The sequence below is a fragment of the Halalkalibaculum sp. DA3122 genome, assembly GCF_043951865.1.
Taxonomy (GTDB): Bacteria; Bacteroidota; Rhodothermia; order Balneolales; family Balneolaceae; genus JAMQKA01.
On record NZ_JBINJF010000014.1, the window covers coordinates 32,587 to 50,960 of the forward strand.

An 18,374-nucleotide genomic window follows, 5' to 3' on the forward strand; every position below is an offset into this window, starting at 1 on the left:
TACTACAGGTTCTCGATCAGCTCTTTTAACTCCTCGGCATGAGCTTTCGTATTAACTTTTTCAATAATTCCCAAAACGGTTCCGTCGGTATCGATCACATAAGCGGAACGGGAAGGAGCCTCATATGTATTGCCAAACATGTTTTTCTCTACGATCGAATCGGTGGCTTCCGCAAATTTGTAATCGGGATCGGAGGCCAGCGTGTAATTGATATCCAGCTTCTCCGCATAATTTTTGTGCGACCGGCATCCGTCTTTACTGATCGCCACCAGGTTAAAGCCCTCTTCATCAAACCATTCGGAATGTTCTGCGAGGCTCTTGTTCTGCCTGTCGCAACCGGAGGTGTTATTCCTCATATAAACCGATACAATCGTTGGCCGGTCAAGAAGATCGCCGAACGCAACCTCTTTTTGTTCCCCATTCTGGACGACAGTGAGCGAAAAGTCGGTATCAATTTGATCTCCGGTCGATATCATTTGTTCCTTCTTTTTGGTTTGATTGTTTCCTGGTTCTTCTTGGAAGGATAATAAATTGTATTTGGCCTTCTATCGTTTCCGTACCAGCCAACATTTTAAAGACCGTATATAATAACGCCCTCTTGTTGATACTGCAATTACTTTTTGTTGGAAACGTCTGACGTCTCCCTCAACACCAGTTTAGCCACCGCGGCCACCACGATGGAGTGATCGATGGTGCCGTCACGCACACGTTCCAGGAATTGTGCATAGGGAAGGGTGTGCACCTTGATCCGTTCGTGTTGATCCAGGTTCATGGAACCATCTCGTTTGCAATTTTCCGCCAGGAAAAAGTGATTGTAGTTGTTCATGATGGCGGGATTGGCACTCACCTTGCCGAGCGAGGTCCATGAAGCAGAAGTGTAGCCGGTTTCTTCCTGCAGTTCTCGTCGGGCCGTCTCGAGGGGTGTTTCCCCTTCATCGCACACGCCGCCGGGTATTTCCAGTGAGGGCTTGTCTATCCCAAAACGAAACTGTTCGACGAGCACAACCGCCCGCTCTTCCGTCAACGCGATGACGTTGACCCAGTGGGGGGCATCAATCACATAGAATGTCCCTTGATGTTGTTCGGACCGAAGGCAAAGCCGCCGTTTCAAAAGACTGAATATTGGTGTGTCATATTCCTTATTTTCTTGTTCAATAGACCACGGTTCGACACTAAAAGAGAACGGTTTTTTACTCATGGGTGAGGTAATGACTGATAAGAAGTTTGAATTTCATAAAGAGGATCTGGGAAAACAGGAGACCATTCATGATAAAATGGTGCAGGCCTGCAACCTGATGGAAGATATCTATGATCATGGAGAATATCCCAAAGTATTGATCCGCCGGTCGTGGTCTCGGCACAACCCGGTGATCGACGGGGAGATGGCCCGGCCCCGGGCGTATCGCTGGTACCTGCTGCGGGAACTCACCAAGCTTGCCGAAAAGGGGGCCTATATCAAGATAAGTCCCTCCCGCAATATTGTGCCGATGGACGATCCCCTGCTGCTCGATAATACCGATGAGGACGAGTGGGATATCACACAGAAAAAGCTGTTCCTGTTTAGTCCCGAGCGGATCGACATTTCCCTGAATCGTCTGCATCATTACACAGGAACCAGCCCGGAGCACTTTCAGCGTTATATTCTTTTTACGAACTACGATATGCATGTGGAGGTCTTCAATCAAAAATACCCGGACTGCATTAAACCGGATCGTGATGGAGTGCAGATGCCGGCCTATCACCATGTTTTGCCCGACAACAAGGGGGTGACGCTTATCAACATCGGGGTGGGGCCCTCGAATGCCAAGACCATTACCGATCACGTAGCCGTACTGCGACCGGACGCCATGGTGATGGTGGGGCACTGCGGCGGGTTGCGGAACCACCAGAGTATCGGGGATTTTGTACTTGCTACGGGATTTCTCCGGGCCGACGGCGTGCTGGATGATATCCTGCCGCTGAATATCCCGATTACGCCCAACTACCTGTTGAATGTGTACCTTAAGGAGGTGCTCGATACTTACGACCGCAACCACCGGATGGGAACGGTATATACCACCGCCAACCGCAACTGGGAGTTTATCAAGCGGCGTACGGTCGAGGAGATTCACATGAGCCGGAGCATCGCCATCGACATGGAGTCGGCTACCGTGGCGACGAACGGCTACCGCTACCGCATACCCAATGCCACGCTGCTCTGCGTGAGCGACCGCCCGCTGCACGGCAAGCCGAAACTCAGCGATGAAGCCCAGCATTTTTACGAGGAATCCAAGCAAATGCATCTGGAGATGGTGATCGAGGCGCTGGAGATGTGCAAGCAGAACTACCCGGAGGGACTTCCCAACGCCAGCATACGCGCCCCGAATGAGCCTCTCATGGGCGGACCGGATGATGATTAGCGCGAGGTCAGACGTGAGACGGCAGACGTGAAACGGTAAACGGCAGACGGCAGATGTGAGATGGGAGACAGATATATTGATTTAAATTTCATCAACGTCTCACGTCTCACATCTGCCGTTTGCGGTCTGCCTTTTTCTGTAAGGATTGCTCCCAAAACCGCTCTATATAGATAGAAAGTTGATCTGATAACAGTCAAAAGAGAGGGGTACATATGTCAAATTCTGGGAATGCTACCGAATCCGGGAGAGAAAAGGAAACGTTTGAAGCTGAGCGGTTTCGCAATCGAACCGTCAAGGAGATGCGCCCTGATGAGCAGCCGCGCGAAAAGCTGATGAAATATGGCGGGGAAAGTCTTTCCGATGCAGAGTTGCTGGCTATTTTGTTGCGTACCGGCAGCCGGGAGATGAATGTCATCCAGATGTCGCAGGCGCTGCTCGATCATTTTGACGGGCTGCGCCACCTGGCCCGCAAAAGCTGGCAGGATATGAAAGTGATTCCGGGCATCGCCAAGGTCAAAGCCCTGACGCTGGAAGCGGTGTTTGAGCTGTCACGCCGTATCCAGGTGGCTTCACTGGGCGAACAGCTGCAGATTACGTCTCCGCAGCAGGCGGTTGCCTATTTTGCTCCCAAGCTGCGCGATTTGACGAAGGAAACCTTTATCGTGGCCTTCCTGAATAATGCAAAATACCTTTCCGGCTATCACAAGATCAGCTCGGGCGGTTCCACCGCCACGATTGTCGATCCCGCCGAGGTCATGCGCCAGGCTATTCTCAACGAGGCTCAAAGCATTTTACTTGTCCACAATCATCCCAGTGGCAATAAAAGCGAGTCAAAGGCGGATATCCGGCTTACGGAACGTATTGTTGAGTCGGGAAAGCTGCTCGGCATACCGGTCAATGACCATATCATCATCGCGGGCGACAGCTACACCAGCTTCCGCGCCAAAGGCTTGATTGGATAGAACTGAAGAATATTGAACAGGGAATTTGGAATGAAGAAGTATAAGGGCAAATTCGATCTTGAGGAGCGGTTGATAGAATTTTCATTATCCGTTATAACGATTGTAGAAATATTACCCAAGACTTCAGTTGGTAGACATTTTGCTAATCAATTAATAAGATCAGGTACAGCACCTGCTTTGCAATATGCAGAGGCCCAGAGTGCAGAATCGAGAAGGGATTTTATCCATAAAATGAAAATTAGCTTGAAAGAATTAAGGGAAACACAAGTATGCTTAAAAATTATTCAAAGAAAGCCGTTAATAGACAAGTCTAAACTGATAAACACAACTCTTAAAGAGAATAATGAGTTAATATCCATTTTTGTAACTAGTATAGCGACAGCAAGATCAAATCTAAGAAAGAGTACCTAATTCAGGATTTATAATTCCTTGTTCGATATTCGATATTCAAAAGTCTTATATTTGGCGTTTCACGCTAAGCCCTAAAAAAGTTTGTTGAATGAAAGAATACCTGCGCTCTGTAATCAGCGAGTCACTGAAACAGTTTGACCTCTCCGACGAAGATCTTCCGGATGAAATTGAGATTGAAAAACCGAACCAGCCCGAACACGGTGATGCCGCCACCAATATCGCCATGATGCTGGCCCGGCCCCTGCGCAATAATCCGCGAAAGATTGCTGAGCAAATCGTCGCAAACCTTGATTACGATTCCAGGCGAATAAAGGAGGTCGAGATCGCCGGACCCGGCTTTATCAATTTTCGCTATGCCGACGCCTACCTGTATGACGAGCTGGACGATATACTCTCGACCACTACCGATTTTGGGAAAACCGATGTCGGTAAAGGACAAAAAATTTTGGTCGAATTTGTGAGTGCCAATCCCACGGGTCCGCTGACTGTGGGACACGGCCGGAATGCAGTGCTCGGCGACACTATTGCCCGGCTGCTGGAATGGACCGGCGCGGAGGTCGACCGCGAATATTATTTTAATGACGCCGGCCGCCAGATGCGCGTGCTCGGGGAAAGCGTGCGGGCACGCTACCTGCAGGAACTTGGCCGGGATGTGGAATTTCCCGAAGACGGGTACCAGGGAGAGTATATCAAAAAGATTGCGCAGGCCCTGATTGATGAACACGGCGAGGCGCTGGTCGACGCTGAAGATGTCACTCCCTTCAAGGAAAAGGCCGAGGAGCTCATCTTTGAAGATATCCAGCAGACCCTGGACCGTATGAATATTCACATGGACTCCTTTTTCAATGAGCACACGCTCTATGAGGATGGCTCAATAGACCAGACCGTGGAGGCGTTCCGAAAAAAGGAACTTGCATACGACAAAGACGGGGCCACCTGGTTCAGAACCACCAAGTTCGGGAAAGACAAAGACACCGTGCTCGTTAAAAGCACGGGAGAGCCAACCTATCGCCTGCCCGACATCGCCTATCACGCCAACAAGCTGGAGCGGGGATATGACCAGTGTATCGATATCTTCGGGGCCGATCACATCGCCACCTACCCGGATGTGATGTCCGGCATCGAAGCACTCGGATACGATTCCTCGAAAGTGGATGTGGTGGTGTACCAGTTTGTCACGCTTGTTAAAGAGGGCAAACCGTTCAAAATGAGTACGCGCAAGGCCAACTTCGTGACGCTTGACGAACTGATGGACGAGGTCGGATCGGATGTGACCCGCTTTTTCTTCCTGATGCGCGATCCCAATACGCACCTTGAGTTTGACATCGCCGAGGCAAAGGAGGCGGGAGAGAAGAACCCGGTCTTCTACCTGCAATATGCGCATGCGAGGATCAAAAGCATCCTGCGCAAAGTGGATGAGGAGTACGACTTTGAAATGGACTCCAACCTGGAGGTGCTGACGCATGACTCCGAGATTCAGCTCATCAAGACGATGATCCGTTTCCCGCAGGTGATTCGGAGCGCGGCCGAAGCGCGTGAACCACACCGGCTGATCAACTACCTGAATGACCTGGCGTCGGATTTCACCCGCTTTTATCACGATTGCCGTATCCTGGGAGAGGCCGAGGAACTGGTGTTGGCACGATCCGAACTTGCCAGGGCCACCGCGCAGGTGCTGGCCAATGGATTGGGGATCCTGGGGATATCGGCGCCCGACCAGATGTGATATTGTTATACAGGGCATATGTGAAACCTCAAAATGGGCGTACAGCCCTGTAACGTCCTCTTATTCCCTGCCGGTTTCTTCCAGCTCAACGAGAATATCCTGTATAGAATACGCCGGGGTCGCTCCATCTTTTTGGGCTACCAGGGCGCCTGTGGCGTTGGCAAAGGGGAGCAGTTCGCTGCTTTTTTTGTTGTTTTTGATCCCGTGAAGCAGGGCGGCGAGGAATGCATCTCCGGCTCCCACTGCATCTTTGGCTTTAACCGGGAATCCCTTGTGCTCGTACCATTCCCCTTCCCGGTATAGCATGGCCCCGTCGGCTCCCCGGGTAACGCATACCAGCCGGCAGTCAAACTTGCGGGCCACCTGCTCCACCGCTTTTGGCGTGTCAGCGGAAAACCCGTACCAGTCTGAAAGCTGGTTGAGCTCGTCCTCATTCATCTTGACGATATCCGAGACCGAAAGGGAATCATAAATAATGGATTTGTCGACAAAGGGCGTTCGAAGATTCATATCCAGGATTTTCTTGATATCAAACTCCCAGAGTTGTTGAATAGTGTGCCGGCTTACATCATTGCGCTGTGCAAGTGATCCGAAAACCAATCCCCAGCACTGTTGCGCCTTATTTTTGAGGGACTGGGTAAGCCGGATATAGTCCCACGCGACCGGTTCAATAATATTGTAGGTTGGATCTCCACTTGTGCTCAACTCCACACATACAAACCCGGTTTCGTAGTCATTGTCTTCCTGGATCTGGTCGACCGGAATTCCTTTTCGCCTGATCCGGTTGATCGCTTCGCTGCCGAGGCGATCCCGGCCCACGCGGCTGGCAATGGAGGCGTTTATCCCAAAGCGATTTAGATGGTAACATACATTCAGCGGGGCGCCTCCCAGGTACAGTGCCGAAGGGAGGGCATCCCATAAAATTTCACCGATACAAAGTATTCCTGTTTTCGTACTCATCACTTCTTTTAAAATTGAAGCATTTGAATTCCAGCAGATCAGTATTAGTCTGAACTAATCGACCGTTCATGCTCTGAGAATTATTGTTGCATTCTCTGGAAAACCTATTTCCATTCCCCCTGCAGTTCCACCTCTTCCGGGAGCAGTTCTCGTTCCAGTTCCTCCAGCGAGCGATTTTTGGTTTCCGGCATGATGTAGATCACAAAAAGCAGTTGCAGAACCATCATAAAGGCAAAAAAGGCGAATATGGTGCCGCCCGAAAAGGTATTCAATACCGTGGGGGTAATCAGGGTGATGACAGCAGCGCACACCCAGTGGGTGCCGGCTCCCAGCGACATCCCGTAGTCGCGAACGGAATTTGGAAATATTTCAGAAATATAGACCCAGATAACGGTCCCCTGCCCGATGCCGTGAGCGGCAATAAAAGCCACGATGAACAGTACCAGCAGGCTGCCGTCTGCACCAGAAAAAAAGGCCCAGGAAACGCCTGACAGGGACAGGATGTATCCGATGGACCCGTAATACAGCAATTTTTTTCGGCCCAGCTTGTCGATCAGGTACATCCCCACCATCGTGAAGACGACCATCGCAATCCCTATGGGAACCGACGCCCCGAGTACTTCCGATTCCGCCAGTCCAGCCTGTTCAAAAATGCGGGGCGCGTAATACAACACGAAGTTGATGCCGGAAAATTGATTGAAGAAAGCAACCAGGAAGGCCAGGAGTATCAGGAAGCTGTATTTTTTTGTGAAGAACTCGGAGCGGGAAACGGTGGAAACCGATTTTGTTATCTCCTGTAGCAGGCGCTCAATGTTTTCTGTAGGGTTAAGCTGTGTCAATATTTCGCGGGCTGTTTTTTCATCATTTTTTCGCAGCGCCAGCCAGCGTGGACTTTCGGGCACGCCGAGCACGAACAGGGCGTAAATCGCGGCGGGTATCGCCTCCACCCCGAGCATCCATCGCCAGGCGTTGACGCCGAAATATTCCCCGATCATGTAATTGGAGAGGTAGGCGACCAGGATACCGAATACGATATTAAACTGGTAGGTGGCCACCAGGCGCCCGCGATCGCCGGCCGGGGTGATCTCGGAGATATAGATCGGGGCAGCCACGGCAGAGGCACCCACGCCGAGTCCGCCGATAAACCTGGAGAAGGAAAATATGTATGGATCGGGCGCCAGCGCGGAGCCCAGCGCAGACAGCAGGTACAGGATACCGATGCCAAAAAGGGTTTTCCGTCGCCCAAATTTATCAGAGGGAATACCGCCGAACAGGGCCCCGATAACCGTTCCCCAAAGGGCTATCGACATGATAAAAGTGCCGTGGAACAGGTCGCTGGTGTCCCACAACAGTTGAATGGGGCGGTCGGCCCCGGAGATGACAATGGTGTCAAACCCGAAGAGAAATCCCGCCAGCGAGGCGACAATAACAGACAGTAAAACTGATTTTGTTTTTATCATCTTGTTTGTCTTTTCTGTTAATTACCCCAGCTCTTCATCAAACTCGGCATCCTCCGGCAGCAGCTCTTTTTCCAGCTCTTCGAGGCTCTTGTTCTTGGTTTCGGGCATCAGTTTCCAGACGAACAGCAGTTGCAGAACCATCATAAAGGCAAAAAAGGCAAATATGGTGCCGCCCGAAAATGTACTGAGTACCGTGGGCGTCAACAGGGTGATGAGGGCTGCAAAAACCCAGTGGGTGCCGGCCCCCAGCGACATCCCGTAGTCGCGAACCGAATTTGGGAATATTTCAGAAATAAACACCCAGATTACAGCTCCCTGCCCGATGGCATGCGAGGCGATAAAGGCGCTGACAAACAGGACAACGAGACTGCCCTCCGCCCCCGTGAAGAACGCCCAGGAGACCCCGGCCAGTGAGAGTATATATCCGAATGAGCCGATATACATCAGTTTTGTACGCCCCATCCGGTCTATCAGGGCCATGCCCGTCAGGGTAAACAGCAGGTTGACAATTCCTATCGGCACCGAGGCCCCGAGCACTTCCGATGCGGCCAGTCCCGCCTGCTCAAAAATGCGGGGCGCGTAATACAGCACGAAGTTGATGCCGGAAAGCTGGTTGAAAAAGGCGATCAGAAACGCCAGCATGATGGGAAAGCTGTACTTTTTGGAAAAGAATACCGACCTGGAGGCTTTTTTTACCGAGCTGGTGATCTCTTCGAGCAGCAGGTCGATATTTTCGGTGGGATTGAGATGCTCCAAAATTTTTCGAGCGCCGGCCTGGTCATCTTTTCGGAGCGCCAGCCAGCGTGGACTTTCGGGCACGCCGAGCACAAACAGGGCGTAGATGGCGGCAGGGATCGCCTCGACTCCGAGCATCCAGCGCCATGCGTTGACGCCGAAATATTCCCCGATCAGGTAATTGGATAGGTAGGCGACCAGGATACCGAATACGATATTGAACTGGTAGGAGGCCACCAGCCGGCCGCGGTCGCCGGCCGGGGTGATCTCGGAGATATAGATCGGGGCGGCCACCGAAGAGGCCCCGACGCCGAGTCCGCCGATAAAGCGGGAGAAGGAAAAAATATAGGGCCCGGGGGCAAAAGCCGACCCCAGTGCCGAGAGCAGGTAAAAGATGCCGATCCAGAACAGCGTTCTGCGCCGCCCGATGCGATCGCAGGGAATGCCACCAAACAGGGCCCCGATGACGGTCCCCCACAGGGCCATGGAGGTGATAAAGGTGCCGTGAAACAGGTCGCTGGTATTCCACAATTTTTGAATGGGCTGTTCCGCCCCGGAGATGACGATTGTATCAAATCCGAAAAGAAAACCCGCCAGCGAGGCGACAATAGCCGATAGAAGAATCGATTTTGTTTTTATCATTCCCTGTAATCCTTGTTGATTAAGTGGTTAGTTCCAGGCCGATTCAAGCTGCCATACATCCATGCTGATGAGCTGTGCTGTGCCTCCTTCCGTGTAAAGCGATATCCCGTCGCTCCCTTCCGATGGAAAGATGCGGTCTGTGATGACAGCACGCCCCCCGTTGCCAAACAACTCGATTGAAGAACGGTCTATAAATATATGCAGCGTAACTTCACCTTCAACTGTTTTTAGGGGAGCCTCGTGAATGCCGGGAAACTCCTCGTTAAAGGCCGTATTGCCGGAATTGGTACGGTCTACAAACAGTTGACCCGTATCGTTATTATAAGCGGCCAGCGTTTCTTCCCCGTTGCCTTGTGCCGCTCTGAATCCCACTACAGAGGCCTCACCGACATTGAAACGGGCTTTGATTTCCAGCAGGTTGCCCCTGATGCCCGCCTCGCTGAGCAGGTTCGAATCGCCGTCAATTTGCTGCTGTTCAAAATGGTGATGCTCGCCTCTCAGTTGGGTCAGCTCATCCGCCGGCTGCTGCATCAGGTGGATGCCATCATCAAATGTTTGCAGGCTCAGCGATCGCGGAATGGTCATGGCGCTTCGCCAGGGGCTGGTGGGAATCTCCTGGGCATACTGCCAGTTGTTCATCCATGCCAGCCATATTCTGCGGCCGTCGTCCCGGGGAATATTGGTATAGGACTGCACCGCGTAAAAATCCTTGCCGTAATCCACCCAGCGGGTTTGTCCCTCGGTCTCCGGGTCCTGGACAAATGTTTCGCCGTCAAAATGGCCCACGAAATACTGTGCTCCCGAACCGCCGAAAGGTCCACCGGGATTCAGGTCCACCTGCAGCACCCATTTCGTGCGGTCGCTATCTCCGTCTACCGGGAGCTCAAACAGGTCCGGGCATTCCCAGATACCGCCGGTAGCGCCGGAGGGACCAAATTCGCTGAGCAGGCTCCAGTCTTTCAGGTTATCGGAGCTATAAAACCGAACTTTGTACTCAGTAGGCAGGGCCACGACCATAATCCATTGATCCGTATCCTCGTGCCATATTACTTTGGGATCCCGGAAGTTTTCCATCTCCTCGTCGATGACGGGGTTGCCCTCATATTTGGTCCAGCTGCGCCCGTTGTCGGTACTGTAGGCGATGCGCTGGTCCTGCCGGTCTTGATCGGTATGGTGACCGGTATAGATCGCTACCATCGGCGGATTTTCGTCTGACCCAAAACCAGACGTATTGTTGTGGTCCACTACCGCGCTCCCCGAGAAGATCATGATGTTGTTTTCCTCTGGCAGGGCGACGGGAAGATGTTCCCAGTGCACCAGGTCGGGACTCACGGCGTGTCCCCAGCTCATATGTCCCCAGGTATCTCCAAACGGATTGTGCTGGTAGAATAGGTGGTATTCCCCGTCATGATACACCAGTCCGTTCGGATCGTTCATCCAGTTCTCAGCCGGTGTGAAGTGGAACTGGGGGCGATAGGGCTCGTCATAGCTTGCCGTTTGTGTTTCCAATTCAGTCACCTCCTGTTGCGGGTCCCCATTTTGACAGGAGATGAGCAGAATTCCCGGCAGTACAAGAAATATGAGGGTTCTAAATTTTGTTAGAATATCCATAGCGTTGGTTTTTGTGTGATAATAAAGGTTGAAGTTATCCCGATTGCGATTTTTTCTCTCTTTCTGAAAAAAAGAATGCTTTTGGCAGAATATGTGGAAAAAATTCACTTATTCCATATGGAGGAAAGTTCATGTACCTCGAACGACTTGATCTGGAGTGTGGAGGAGCTTCTGCCCCGGGAAAATATCTCCACGAGGTGCTCGGCATCCACAGAATTATATTCCTCTACATAATACAATTCACCATCATTGACAAACACCTCGATGCCCATCCGGTCTACAATCAGCTCCAGCTTCAGGGTTTCCTCGATCGGGTAAAAGGTATCGTTCAGGGTGCTCCGCAGCAGGTTGTAGGTCAGCTCATAGCCATTCACATTCAGGCCGAACTGCGTTGATTCCCCCTTGTCAAACTCCGCAATAACATGCAGTTGATCTCCCCGTATGGGGGATGAAATTGTGGTATCACTGATCACCCTGTTTTCCAGCCGGTAACTGCGGGCGTGAAGTTTTTCAATTTCCCGGATCGGCCTGGGATACAGCAGGTACCCATCGTCTGTTTTCCTGAGATTCAGTTCGGTTGGAAACGTCATGCTCTGGTTGAAGGGCATGTAGGGAGTTTCGGTCTGGAACCAGCCGATCTGGATTCTTCGTCCATCCTCTTCAGGTACGTTGGCAAAGGTTTGGGAGGCGTAGAAATCTCCGCCGTAGTCAAATTGCCGCAGTCCCTGTTCTACATTGAATTTTTTACCGTCAAACGTCCCGATCACGTATTTGCCGTCGGCGTCGTACATCACCCACTTACTGGTGCCGGGCTCTCCCTGAACCGGTAGCTCAAACAGCTCCGGGCACTCAAAAAAATCAGTCACGCCCGACCGGTAGGTCCACTCTTTTAAGTCGGGGGACGTATAAATGGAGTGCTGGTACAGCCGGACGTCCTCTCCCGATGCCAGTTCCCGCGTATGCGATTCGCTATATACAATCATCACCCAGTGGTTGCCGGGCTCATACCAGAACACTTTTGGATCGCGCCCGCGATGCTCTACCACCGGGTTTCCTTCGTATTCCTCAAAGGTGCGGCCGTTGTCGTAGCTCAGCGCCAGGTGTTCGCCGGAGCCCGTTCGCGTATAGGTGGCGATAAGCGGATCCACCCCATCTCTTCGGAAACCAGCGGTATTTTCGGGATCCACCACCGCCCCCCCGGAAAAGGCCATGTGATCGTGATCGGGAGAATAGAGCGCATCGGGGAGTTCCCGCCAGTGCACCAGGTCGGTGCTTACTGCGTGACCCCAGTGCATATTTCCCCACGCCCATCCATAGGGATTGTGCTGGTAGAACAGGTGCCATTCGCCGTCGTACCAGATGAGCCCGTTCGGATCGTTGTTCCACCCGCGGCGCGAGGAAAAGTGTACCTGCTGGCGGTATCGTTCATTATAAAGGTTTTCCTGTCCGGGGAAGATTTGGTCCGCAAATACGTTGTTTAGTCCTTCTTCGCCCGCCGGATTATCCAATTCAACCGTGAGCGTTTCACCCTGGTAGCGCTGTACCGGGAAAAAAGCCCACCAGTCGGCATCACCGGCGGCCAGGCTGATGGAAAACTCATCGAGCACGGTTCCGTCGTGGATGATACGCATCATCTGTTGCTCACCCTCGAAATCGCTGCTCCACCCCGCAACTGGGAAGTTCAGGTATCGGTCCTGGTTTTCCACCTTGATCTCCCGGGAGAGCGTTTGGGCGATGGACGAGATGGTTGCAAATATGAGAAAAATACTGGTGATTAGTGTTTTCATAATTTTAATGATTTTAACTGTTGGGACATAGTATGCTACGTCCATACGGTAATTACTTTACTGGTTAATGCCTTTATCTATATTATTGCCAGACCGGTTTATCATACCATTCGTCAAGCGTTATATCCCAGGGTGTCTCATCTGTCATGCATCAAAAGAGGGAAGCCGGCTCTGCTGTCCCCGGGAGCGCAATGAAATTGCTGCAATGTGAATTTCATTATATTAGCCGGGTAAACCAGACATTTTAGGTGGCCAGGCTTCAGGCAGAATTGCTGGAATTGCATTACGAATATCGCGAACAAGGAATGCTGAATACCGAAGGCGCTCCCAGAATATTTTGGAAGCAATATCCTCCGATATTCTTTATTCCCTGTTCCTTATTCGATATTGATCTAGTAGCCCGGGTTTTGTTCGTAGAGCCCTTCGCTCAACACAATTTCCTGTTCCGGAATGGGAAGGTACTCGTTTTTATTGGCTTCAAAGTGAGCCTCCCTGAGGTATCCTTTTCTCGTCTGTTCTACTTCGAAGTAATTGTTAAGCACCTCTTCCACTATACCCCAGCGGACCAGATCGAAAAAGCGCCAGCTTTCCATGGCAAATTCCAGTCGCCGTTCCCAGCGCAGGGCCTCCCTGGCGTTTTCCTGTGTCCAGTTGATGTTGTCCCCATCCCGGTACGGTTCGATATTGTAGTTGGCCGGGGCGGAGCCATCGGAATACCGGACCATGTCGGTACTGTTGGCGGCCCTGTTTCTGAGCATGTTGATCAGCGGCAGCGCCTCGTCTTCGCGGCCCAACTCGATAAGGGCTTCGGCTTTCATCAATAGCACATCATCATAACGGATTATGTCCACATTTTTGGCGCTTCCCCAGAACGGACCCCAGGACTGGGTTCCCTGCTGGTCGGGATGTTGTACTTCCTTCATGGTTGAATGGTGCCCATAGAGCTCCGGTTGCCGTGCCCAGCCTGCCTGGTACAGCCAGTCTGAATCATACTTGAAGGGGTGACCCGGAATGGCCACGGTGTGGCTCAGGCGCGGATCAAACGACTGTTGCAGGTAGGCGTTCGGGTCGGTGTCGCTCACCATCTGGTCATTGAAGGTGTCAAACAACGGCAAGCCGGTGTTTTCATCCGTCTTGAACGCGTTTACCAAATTATGGCTTGGTATATGGAACCAGCAACAGCCGTATTCCGGGGCCATGTTATAATTCAGCCCGTGCTCATAATTCATCCGCCCTCCCTGGGACGTACCGTCGTCAAAGGAATGCTGCACCGCAAACACCGACTCGGGACCGTTATCGTATTCGGTAATGAAATTTTTGCCGAAATCATCAAACAGCTGATGTTTGCCGGAATTGATCACATAATCGGCTTCCACCACGACCTGGTTTAACCGTTCCTGGTTGATGTTGACCACATTGTGATCTTCATCCTGCTCATACGCCTGGTAAAGCCGGGTTCGGGCCAGGTAGGCGGCGGCCGCTACGGCACTGGCCCTGCCGACCTCCTGCTGTTCGTCGGGAAGGTTATCTTTGGCAAACTGAAATTCAGCCGCAATTTTATCCAGCAGCTGGTCTCGCGTAAACTCTGCGTTGGAAATTTCCGCCATTTCTTCAGAGCTGACGGTCTCATCAATCCAGGGGACCTGTTTGAAAAGGATGACCAGGCGGAAATAAAAATGAGCTCTGAGGAAGCGCATTTCTGCCACCCGTTCCTGCAGGGGATACGACTGGTCCTGTACCTCCAGCTCGCCGATTTTCCGCAGCGCCAAATTGGCCCGCTCAATTCCCTGGAAGAGAGCCTGCCAGGCGCGGTGTTGATATCCCTGGTCTGCCCGGATAAAGACAAAGCGCTCGTACCAGTCCATTTCACCCTGATCGCTCAGTGCTCCGCCTCCTTTATAGGCATCATCCGAGCGGACGCTGCCGTATAGCCAGTTCGACTCGTAGGAATAGAGCCAGTCGGAGTTACCCAGCGATGCATAGGCCGCGGTTGTCAATCGCTCAATACCGTCTGCGCCGCTGATGTCCTCTTCGTTTACGACCCCTTTGGGCTTGTAATCCAGAAAGCCTTCGCAGCCCGCAAGCATGATCGCCAATACAGGGGCCGCCACTACCAGCAGATATGATCTAAATTTGAATGAAAACATATTAGTTACCTCGTTTTACGTTAAAAATCTCGAATTCCTTGGTTATATCGCCACGTTGAAGCCGAATGTGAATGTGCGGGGCAGGGGATAGAACGCCCCCGGGTTCTCAGGGTCTCCACCGGTGGAAAAATCACTGGATGAGATCGTAAACAGCTCGCCCCCGGTTACGTGGACCCGTGCATTTTTCAAGCCGATCCTGTCTTGCAGTTCCACAGGCAGGGTGTATTCCAGCCGGATATTTCGGAGTTTTAGATACGACATATCCTCAATCATAAAGGTGGACATCCTGGACTCATTGTTGGCATCATCCAGAGAGAGGGCTGGAATATCCGAGTCGGTGTTTTGCGGGGTCCAGGCATCGAGCGCCATGGTGAGCAGGTTTTCTCCCGAATGGGTGCCGGCCCCGTAGAATACCCTGGATTTCACGGGATTAAACCGATCCACCCCATACACGCCCTGTAGGTAGAATGAAAGGGTGAATTGCCGGTAGCTGACATTGCCCTGGAATCCGTATTCAAGGTCGGGGGATTCATTGCCAAGCCAATCCTGGTCCAGCGTATTGACCACTCCATCCCCGTTTAGGTCTTTAAAGCGCAGCCGTCCCACTCCTTTACCGGGTTGATCGGCGTGGTTATCGACCTCCTGCTGGTTTTGGAAAATGCCGTCGGCCACATATCCGAAGTTGGAGGTAATCGACTGACCGATGATCGTTTTTTCCACATTGCCAGGAAAATCGCGGACTACGGATTCGGGCACAAATGTTACCTTGTTACTGGATGAGGAAAAGGAGGCATTAAATCCGTAGCCGATATCTCCCGAGCTGTTGTTATAGCCCAGGGCGACTTCCCAGCCCCGGTTTTCCATGGTGGCCCCGTTTTCCCACCGGTCGGCTCCTTCTCCAAGTATCGCCAGCCGGGGAGGCAATACCAGGATATCGCGGGTTTCCCGGAAGAAATAATCAAATGATCCGGTCAATCGCTGGTCAAACAGCCCGATATCCAACCCCATATTGAGTTCATCCGTCTCTTCCCAGTTCAGGTTGGGATTGGCACGCTGCACTTGTTTCACACCCGAGGGGAGTTCCCCGGTTTGCTGGCCTGAAAGGGCATAGGCGGTGCCGGTGGGTCGGCCGAATGCCCCACAGCACAAGAATTCGGCGGTGCCGTAGGCCGGGGTGAAAAAGGCAAACGGGGCCTCGTTGTCGATGCGTTGATTCCCCATTCTGCCAACGCCGGCTCGTATCTTGAGATCGGATATAAAATCAAGGCTTTCACTGTTTCGGAAGAACTCTTCACCTGAGATTCTCCATCCCGCAGAGAACGCGGGGAAAAACCCAAAGCGCTTGTCTTCGCCAAACCGGGAGGAGCCGTCATACCGGAACGTGGCGGTAGCCAGGTACCGGTTGGCATAGTCATAATTTATTTTGGAAAAGTATGAAAACAGCCGGAAGCCGGTGGCGGTGCCGGAGACGGTCATCGGGCCGGTTCCGGCGTCAAATTGCCAGAAGTCGTCGGTCTCCAGCAGAAAATCCTGCCGTTCGGCCGACAAAAATTCCGTATTACTGCGGGTTGCTTCCACTCCGGCCAGTATTTCGGTGCTGTGCTCTCCAAGATCAAAGGAGTAATTCAGCGTGTTATACCATGTCCAGTTGGAGGTAGTGCGGTTATCTTCAACCAGCCTGTTGGGCTCGCGGGAAAGAAATCCAATGTTAAACTCCTCCAGGGTCACGGACTGGACCTCCTGGTCATAATCGATTGCAAAATTGGAGCTGAATTCCAGGTTCTCCATGATGCTTAAATCCATATAGAAATTTCCATATACCGACCGTACCTCGTTGTTGTCGTCTCGTTGAAATGTGGATGTAGCCAGTGGATTCAGCCGGTCGGAGAGTCCACCTCCGATCGGGCCGGCAAAGCTGCCATCTTCAGCGTATACGGGAATGATGGGATGCAGCAATGTAGCTGTACTTAACGGGTTCCCGCCGAACACGTAATCTGAAAAGGGCGTTTGCTCGCTTCTGGCAAGCTGCATATTTTCCCCAATGGTCAATCTGCCGTCAAGCAGATCCATGGAGGAGTTCAGCCGGAACGTAAACCGCTCAAAGTCATTAAACTTGACAACTCCCTCCTGAAAATTGTGACCGACAGATGCCAGCAGGCTGTAATTGTCGCCTCCACTTGAGAGCGAGAGGTTGTTTTCCGTACTCAGCCCGTTTCTGGTAATAACATCGAACCAGTCGGTATCGGCAGCCCGGATACCTCCCTGCACATTTTGGTCAAGCCACTCAACGGTTTCGATACTGTTCAGCACCGGCCGGCCATCCTGCATGGACCAGTCATAATCGTAATGGACCTGATCATTTGGGTCCGCCCCGCTGTTTACGGATGCCCGCCAGGCCGCCCTTCCGCGCTGCTCGGTATTCATGACATCTACCGTGGGGTACTGGCTTTCAAACGTCGTTCTGGAGTTGAATTCCAGCCGCAACTCACCGGGCTGGCCCTTTTTGGTAGTGACAATGATAACTCCATTGGAAGCTCTCGATCCATAAATCGAGGCGGCGGAAGCATCTTTCAGCACCTGGATAGACTCAATTTCATTGGGAGACAACAGGTCGAAGCGCCTTCGTTCCACCGGCTGATCATCAATGATATAGAGCGGTTCGTTATCCCCGAGCGTACTAATGCCCCGTATAAGAACCTGCTGGGTGCCGCCGCCGGGCGTTCCGTCCCGGTTGATCTGCAAGCCTGCCACGCGTCCCTGCAGGCCCTGCAGCGGATTATGCGTGGCTACTTCTGCCACATCTTCCGGGTCAACACTCGTTACGGAGCCCGTCAGCTCCCCCCGGCGCTGAACTCCATAGCCGGTAACGACCAGCTCCTCCCCAATCAGTGTTTGAGGTGCGAGTGCAATATCTATGAGTGCTCTTCCCTGTATGGGCACCTCCTGGGTTTGATACCCTATAAAGGAAAATACCAGTGTATCCTGCAGAGAGGGTACCGTTAATTCATACTGGCCCTCACTATCTGTCGAGGTGCCGATGGTTGTTCCTTTTACAAGGATATTGACACCGGGCAGGGTGCTGCCGTCGGCTTGATCCGTTACCGTTCCGCTTACGGTTTGTGAGCTGGACTGCGCGTCCTGGAGGGTCACTGCTGCGATTGCCTGGGAGTTGACTGCTAATGCTGCCAGGCACAGAAAAAGTAGTATTTTGAACGTTTTCATAACTTATCCCAAAGTTAGAAGTTGGTATTGTATATGGTGATCCGGAAATGCACGAATTACATCAATGGTAGAATCATATCCATCCCTGTTCCTTTCTGACTTTTATTGATATTCCCTTTTATTTCCACCCGACTGACATGTAAAACGATCCCCTTTTTATGTAATCGTTTACATTTTACATAAAAAAAATAAGGATTTACCCTTTTATTTTTACTAATGAGTGGATTATTAAATGAAATCGTTTACATAATTAATGGCAATATTGTTTACATTTTTTTACAAATTAGGATGGATTGCTGAGAGTTTGTGGCG

13 protein-coding genes are annotated in these 18,374 nt (G+C 51.8%); 4 read left to right on the top strand and 9 right to left on the bottom strand.

Features of this window, described 5'->3' with window-relative positions:
* Positions 1-2 precede the first annotated feature (2 nt).
* Both ACG2F4_RS10800 and ACG2F4_RS10805 read right to left on the bottom strand, forming a co-directional pair.
* Positions 3-476, bottom strand: coding sequence for a peroxiredoxin (locus tag ACG2F4_RS10800; protein ID WP_395260624.1), 474 nt, complete (start codon positions 474-476; stop codon positions 3-5).
* Between the two features lie 137 nt (positions 477-613).
* Positions 614-1,198, bottom strand: a complete 585-nt coding sequence (locus ACG2F4_RS10805) for an NUDIX hydrolase (RefSeq protein WP_395260626.1) — start codon at positions 1,196-1,198, stop codon at positions 614-616.
* A 10-nt stretch (positions 1,199-1,208) separates the two neighbouring features.
* Here ACG2F4_RS10805 and ACG2F4_RS10810 point away from each other — a divergent pair, with 10 nt between their 5' ends.
* From ACG2F4_RS10810 to argS, 4 genes are all read left to right on the top strand, one after another.
* Positions 1,209-2,399, top strand: a complete 1,191-nt coding sequence (locus ACG2F4_RS10810; protein ID WP_395260628.1) for an AMP nucleosidase — start codon at positions 1,209-1,211, stop codon at positions 2,397-2,399.
* Positions 2,400-2,611: 212 nt separating this feature from the next.
* Positions 2,612-3,361, top strand: coding sequence for a DNA repair protein RadC (gene radC / locus ACG2F4_RS10815; protein WP_395260630.1), 750 nt, complete (start codon positions 2,612-2,614; stop codon positions 3,359-3,361).
* 30 nt (positions 3,362-3,391) lie between these two features.
* Positions 3,392-3,772 (top strand): four helix bundle protein, encoded by a 381-nt coding sequence (locus ACG2F4_RS10820; protein ID WP_395260632.1) that lies wholly within the window; start codon positions 3,392-3,394, stop codon positions 3,770-3,772.
* 88 nt (positions 3,773-3,860) lie between these two features.
* Positions 3,861-5,498 carry an arginine--tRNA ligase gene (gene argS / locus ACG2F4_RS10825; protein ID WP_395260634.1) on the top strand — a complete coding sequence of 546 codons (1,638 nt, stop codon included), beginning with the start codon at positions 3,861-3,863 and terminating at the stop codon, positions 5,496-5,498.
* 60 nt (positions 5,499-5,558) lie between these two features.
* Here the strand turns inward: argS and ACG2F4_RS10830 are convergent, their stop codons facing one another.
* The 7 genes from ACG2F4_RS10830 to ACG2F4_RS10860 all read right to left on the bottom strand — a co-directional run bounded on the left by ACG2F4_RS10830 (position 5,559) and on the right by ACG2F4_RS10860 (position 18,062).
* Entirely contained in the window at positions 5,559-6,458 is a 900-nt protein-coding gene (locus tag ACG2F4_RS10830; RefSeq protein ID WP_395260636.1) for a carbohydrate kinase, read from the bottom strand.
* Positions 6,459-6,562: 104 nt separating this feature from the next.
* Entirely contained in the window at positions 6,563-7,918 is a 1,356-nt protein-coding gene (locus tag ACG2F4_RS10835) for a sugar porter family MFS transporter (protein ID WP_395260638.1), read from the bottom strand.
* A gap of 21 nt (positions 7,919-7,939) precedes the next feature.
* Positions 7,940-9,295 carry a sugar porter family MFS transporter gene (locus ACG2F4_RS10840; protein WP_395260640.1) on the bottom strand — a complete coding sequence of 452 codons (1,356 nt, stop codon included), beginning with the start codon at positions 9,293-9,295 and terminating at the stop codon, positions 7,940-7,942.
* Positions 9,296-9,322: 27 nt separating this feature from the next.
* Positions 9,323-10,906, bottom strand: a complete 1,584-nt coding sequence (locus ACG2F4_RS10845) for a glycoside hydrolase family 32 protein (RefSeq protein WP_395260641.1) — start codon at positions 10,904-10,906, stop codon at positions 9,323-9,325.
* 104 nt (positions 10,907-11,010) lie between these two features.
* Positions 11,011-12,693 (bottom strand): GH32 C-terminal domain-containing protein, encoded by a 1,683-nt coding sequence (locus tag ACG2F4_RS10850; protein ID WP_395260643.1) that lies wholly within the window; start codon positions 12,691-12,693, stop codon positions 11,011-11,013.
* Positions 12,694-13,085: 392 nt separating this feature from the next.
* Positions 13,086-14,840: a RagB/SusD family nutrient uptake outer membrane protein gene (locus tag ACG2F4_RS10855; RefSeq protein ID WP_395260644.1), complete on the bottom strand. Its 1,755-nt coding sequence runs from the start codon at positions 14,838-14,840 to the stop codon at positions 13,086-13,088.
* 42 nt (positions 14,841-14,882) lie between these two features.
* Positions 14,883-18,062, bottom strand: coding sequence for a SusC/RagA family TonB-linked outer membrane protein (locus ACG2F4_RS10860; RefSeq protein ID WP_395260646.1), 3,180 nt, complete (start codon positions 18,060-18,062; stop codon positions 14,883-14,885).
* Positions 18,063-18,374 lie beyond the last annotated feature (312 nt).

Excerpts from the sequence above, each read along its gene's own strand:
- ACG2F4_RS10835 (WP_395260638.1), bottom strand. The coding sequence starts at position 7,918 with ATGATAAAAACAAAATCAGTTTTACTGTCTGTTATTGTCGCCTCGCTG.
- ACG2F4_RS10810 (WP_395260628.1), top strand. The coding sequence starts at position 1,209 with ATGACTGATAAGAAGTTTGAATTTCATAAAGAGGATCTGGGAAAACAG.
- ACG2F4_RS10800 (WP_395260624.1), bottom strand. The coding sequence starts at position 476 with ATGATATCGACCGGAGATCAAATTGATACCGACTTTTCGCTCACTGTC.
- ACG2F4_RS10820 (WP_395260632.1), top strand. The coding sequence starts at position 3,392 with ATGAAGAAGTATAAGGGCAAATTCGATCTTGAGGAGCGGTTGATAGAA.
- ACG2F4_RS10855 (WP_395260644.1), bottom strand. The coding sequence starts at position 14,840 with ATGTTTTCATTCAAATTTAGATCATATCTGCTGGTAGTGGCGGCCCCT.
- ACG2F4_RS10850 (WP_395260643.1), bottom strand. The coding sequence starts at position 12,693 with ATGAAAACACTAATCACCAGTATTTTTCTCATATTTGCAACCATCTCG.
- ACG2F4_RS10805 (WP_395260626.1), bottom strand. The coding sequence starts at position 1,198 with ATGAGTAAAAAACCGTTCTCTTTTAGTGTCGAACCGTGGTCTATTGAA.
- argS (WP_395260634.1), top strand. The coding sequence starts at position 3,861 with ATGAAAGAATACCTGCGCTCTGTAATCAGCGAGTCACTGAAACAGTTT.
- ACG2F4_RS10830 (WP_395260636.1), bottom strand. The coding sequence starts at position 6,458 with ATGAGTACGAAAACAGGAATACTTTGTATCGGTGAAATTTTATGGGAT.
- radC (WP_395260630.1), top strand. The coding sequence starts at position 2,612 with ATGTCAAATTCTGGGAATGCTACCGAATCCGGGAGAGAAAAGGAAACG.
- ACG2F4_RS10845 (WP_395260641.1), bottom strand. The coding sequence starts at position 10,906 with ATGGATATTCTAACAAAATTTAGAACCCTCATATTTCTTGTACTGCCG.
- ACG2F4_RS10860 (WP_395260646.1), bottom strand. The coding sequence starts at position 18,062 with ATGAAAACGTTCAAAATACTACTTTTTCTGTGCCTGGCAGCATTAGCA.
- ACG2F4_RS10840 (WP_395260640.1), bottom strand. The coding sequence starts at position 9,295 with ATGATAAAAACAAAATCGATTCTTCTATCGGCTATTGTCGCCTCGCTG.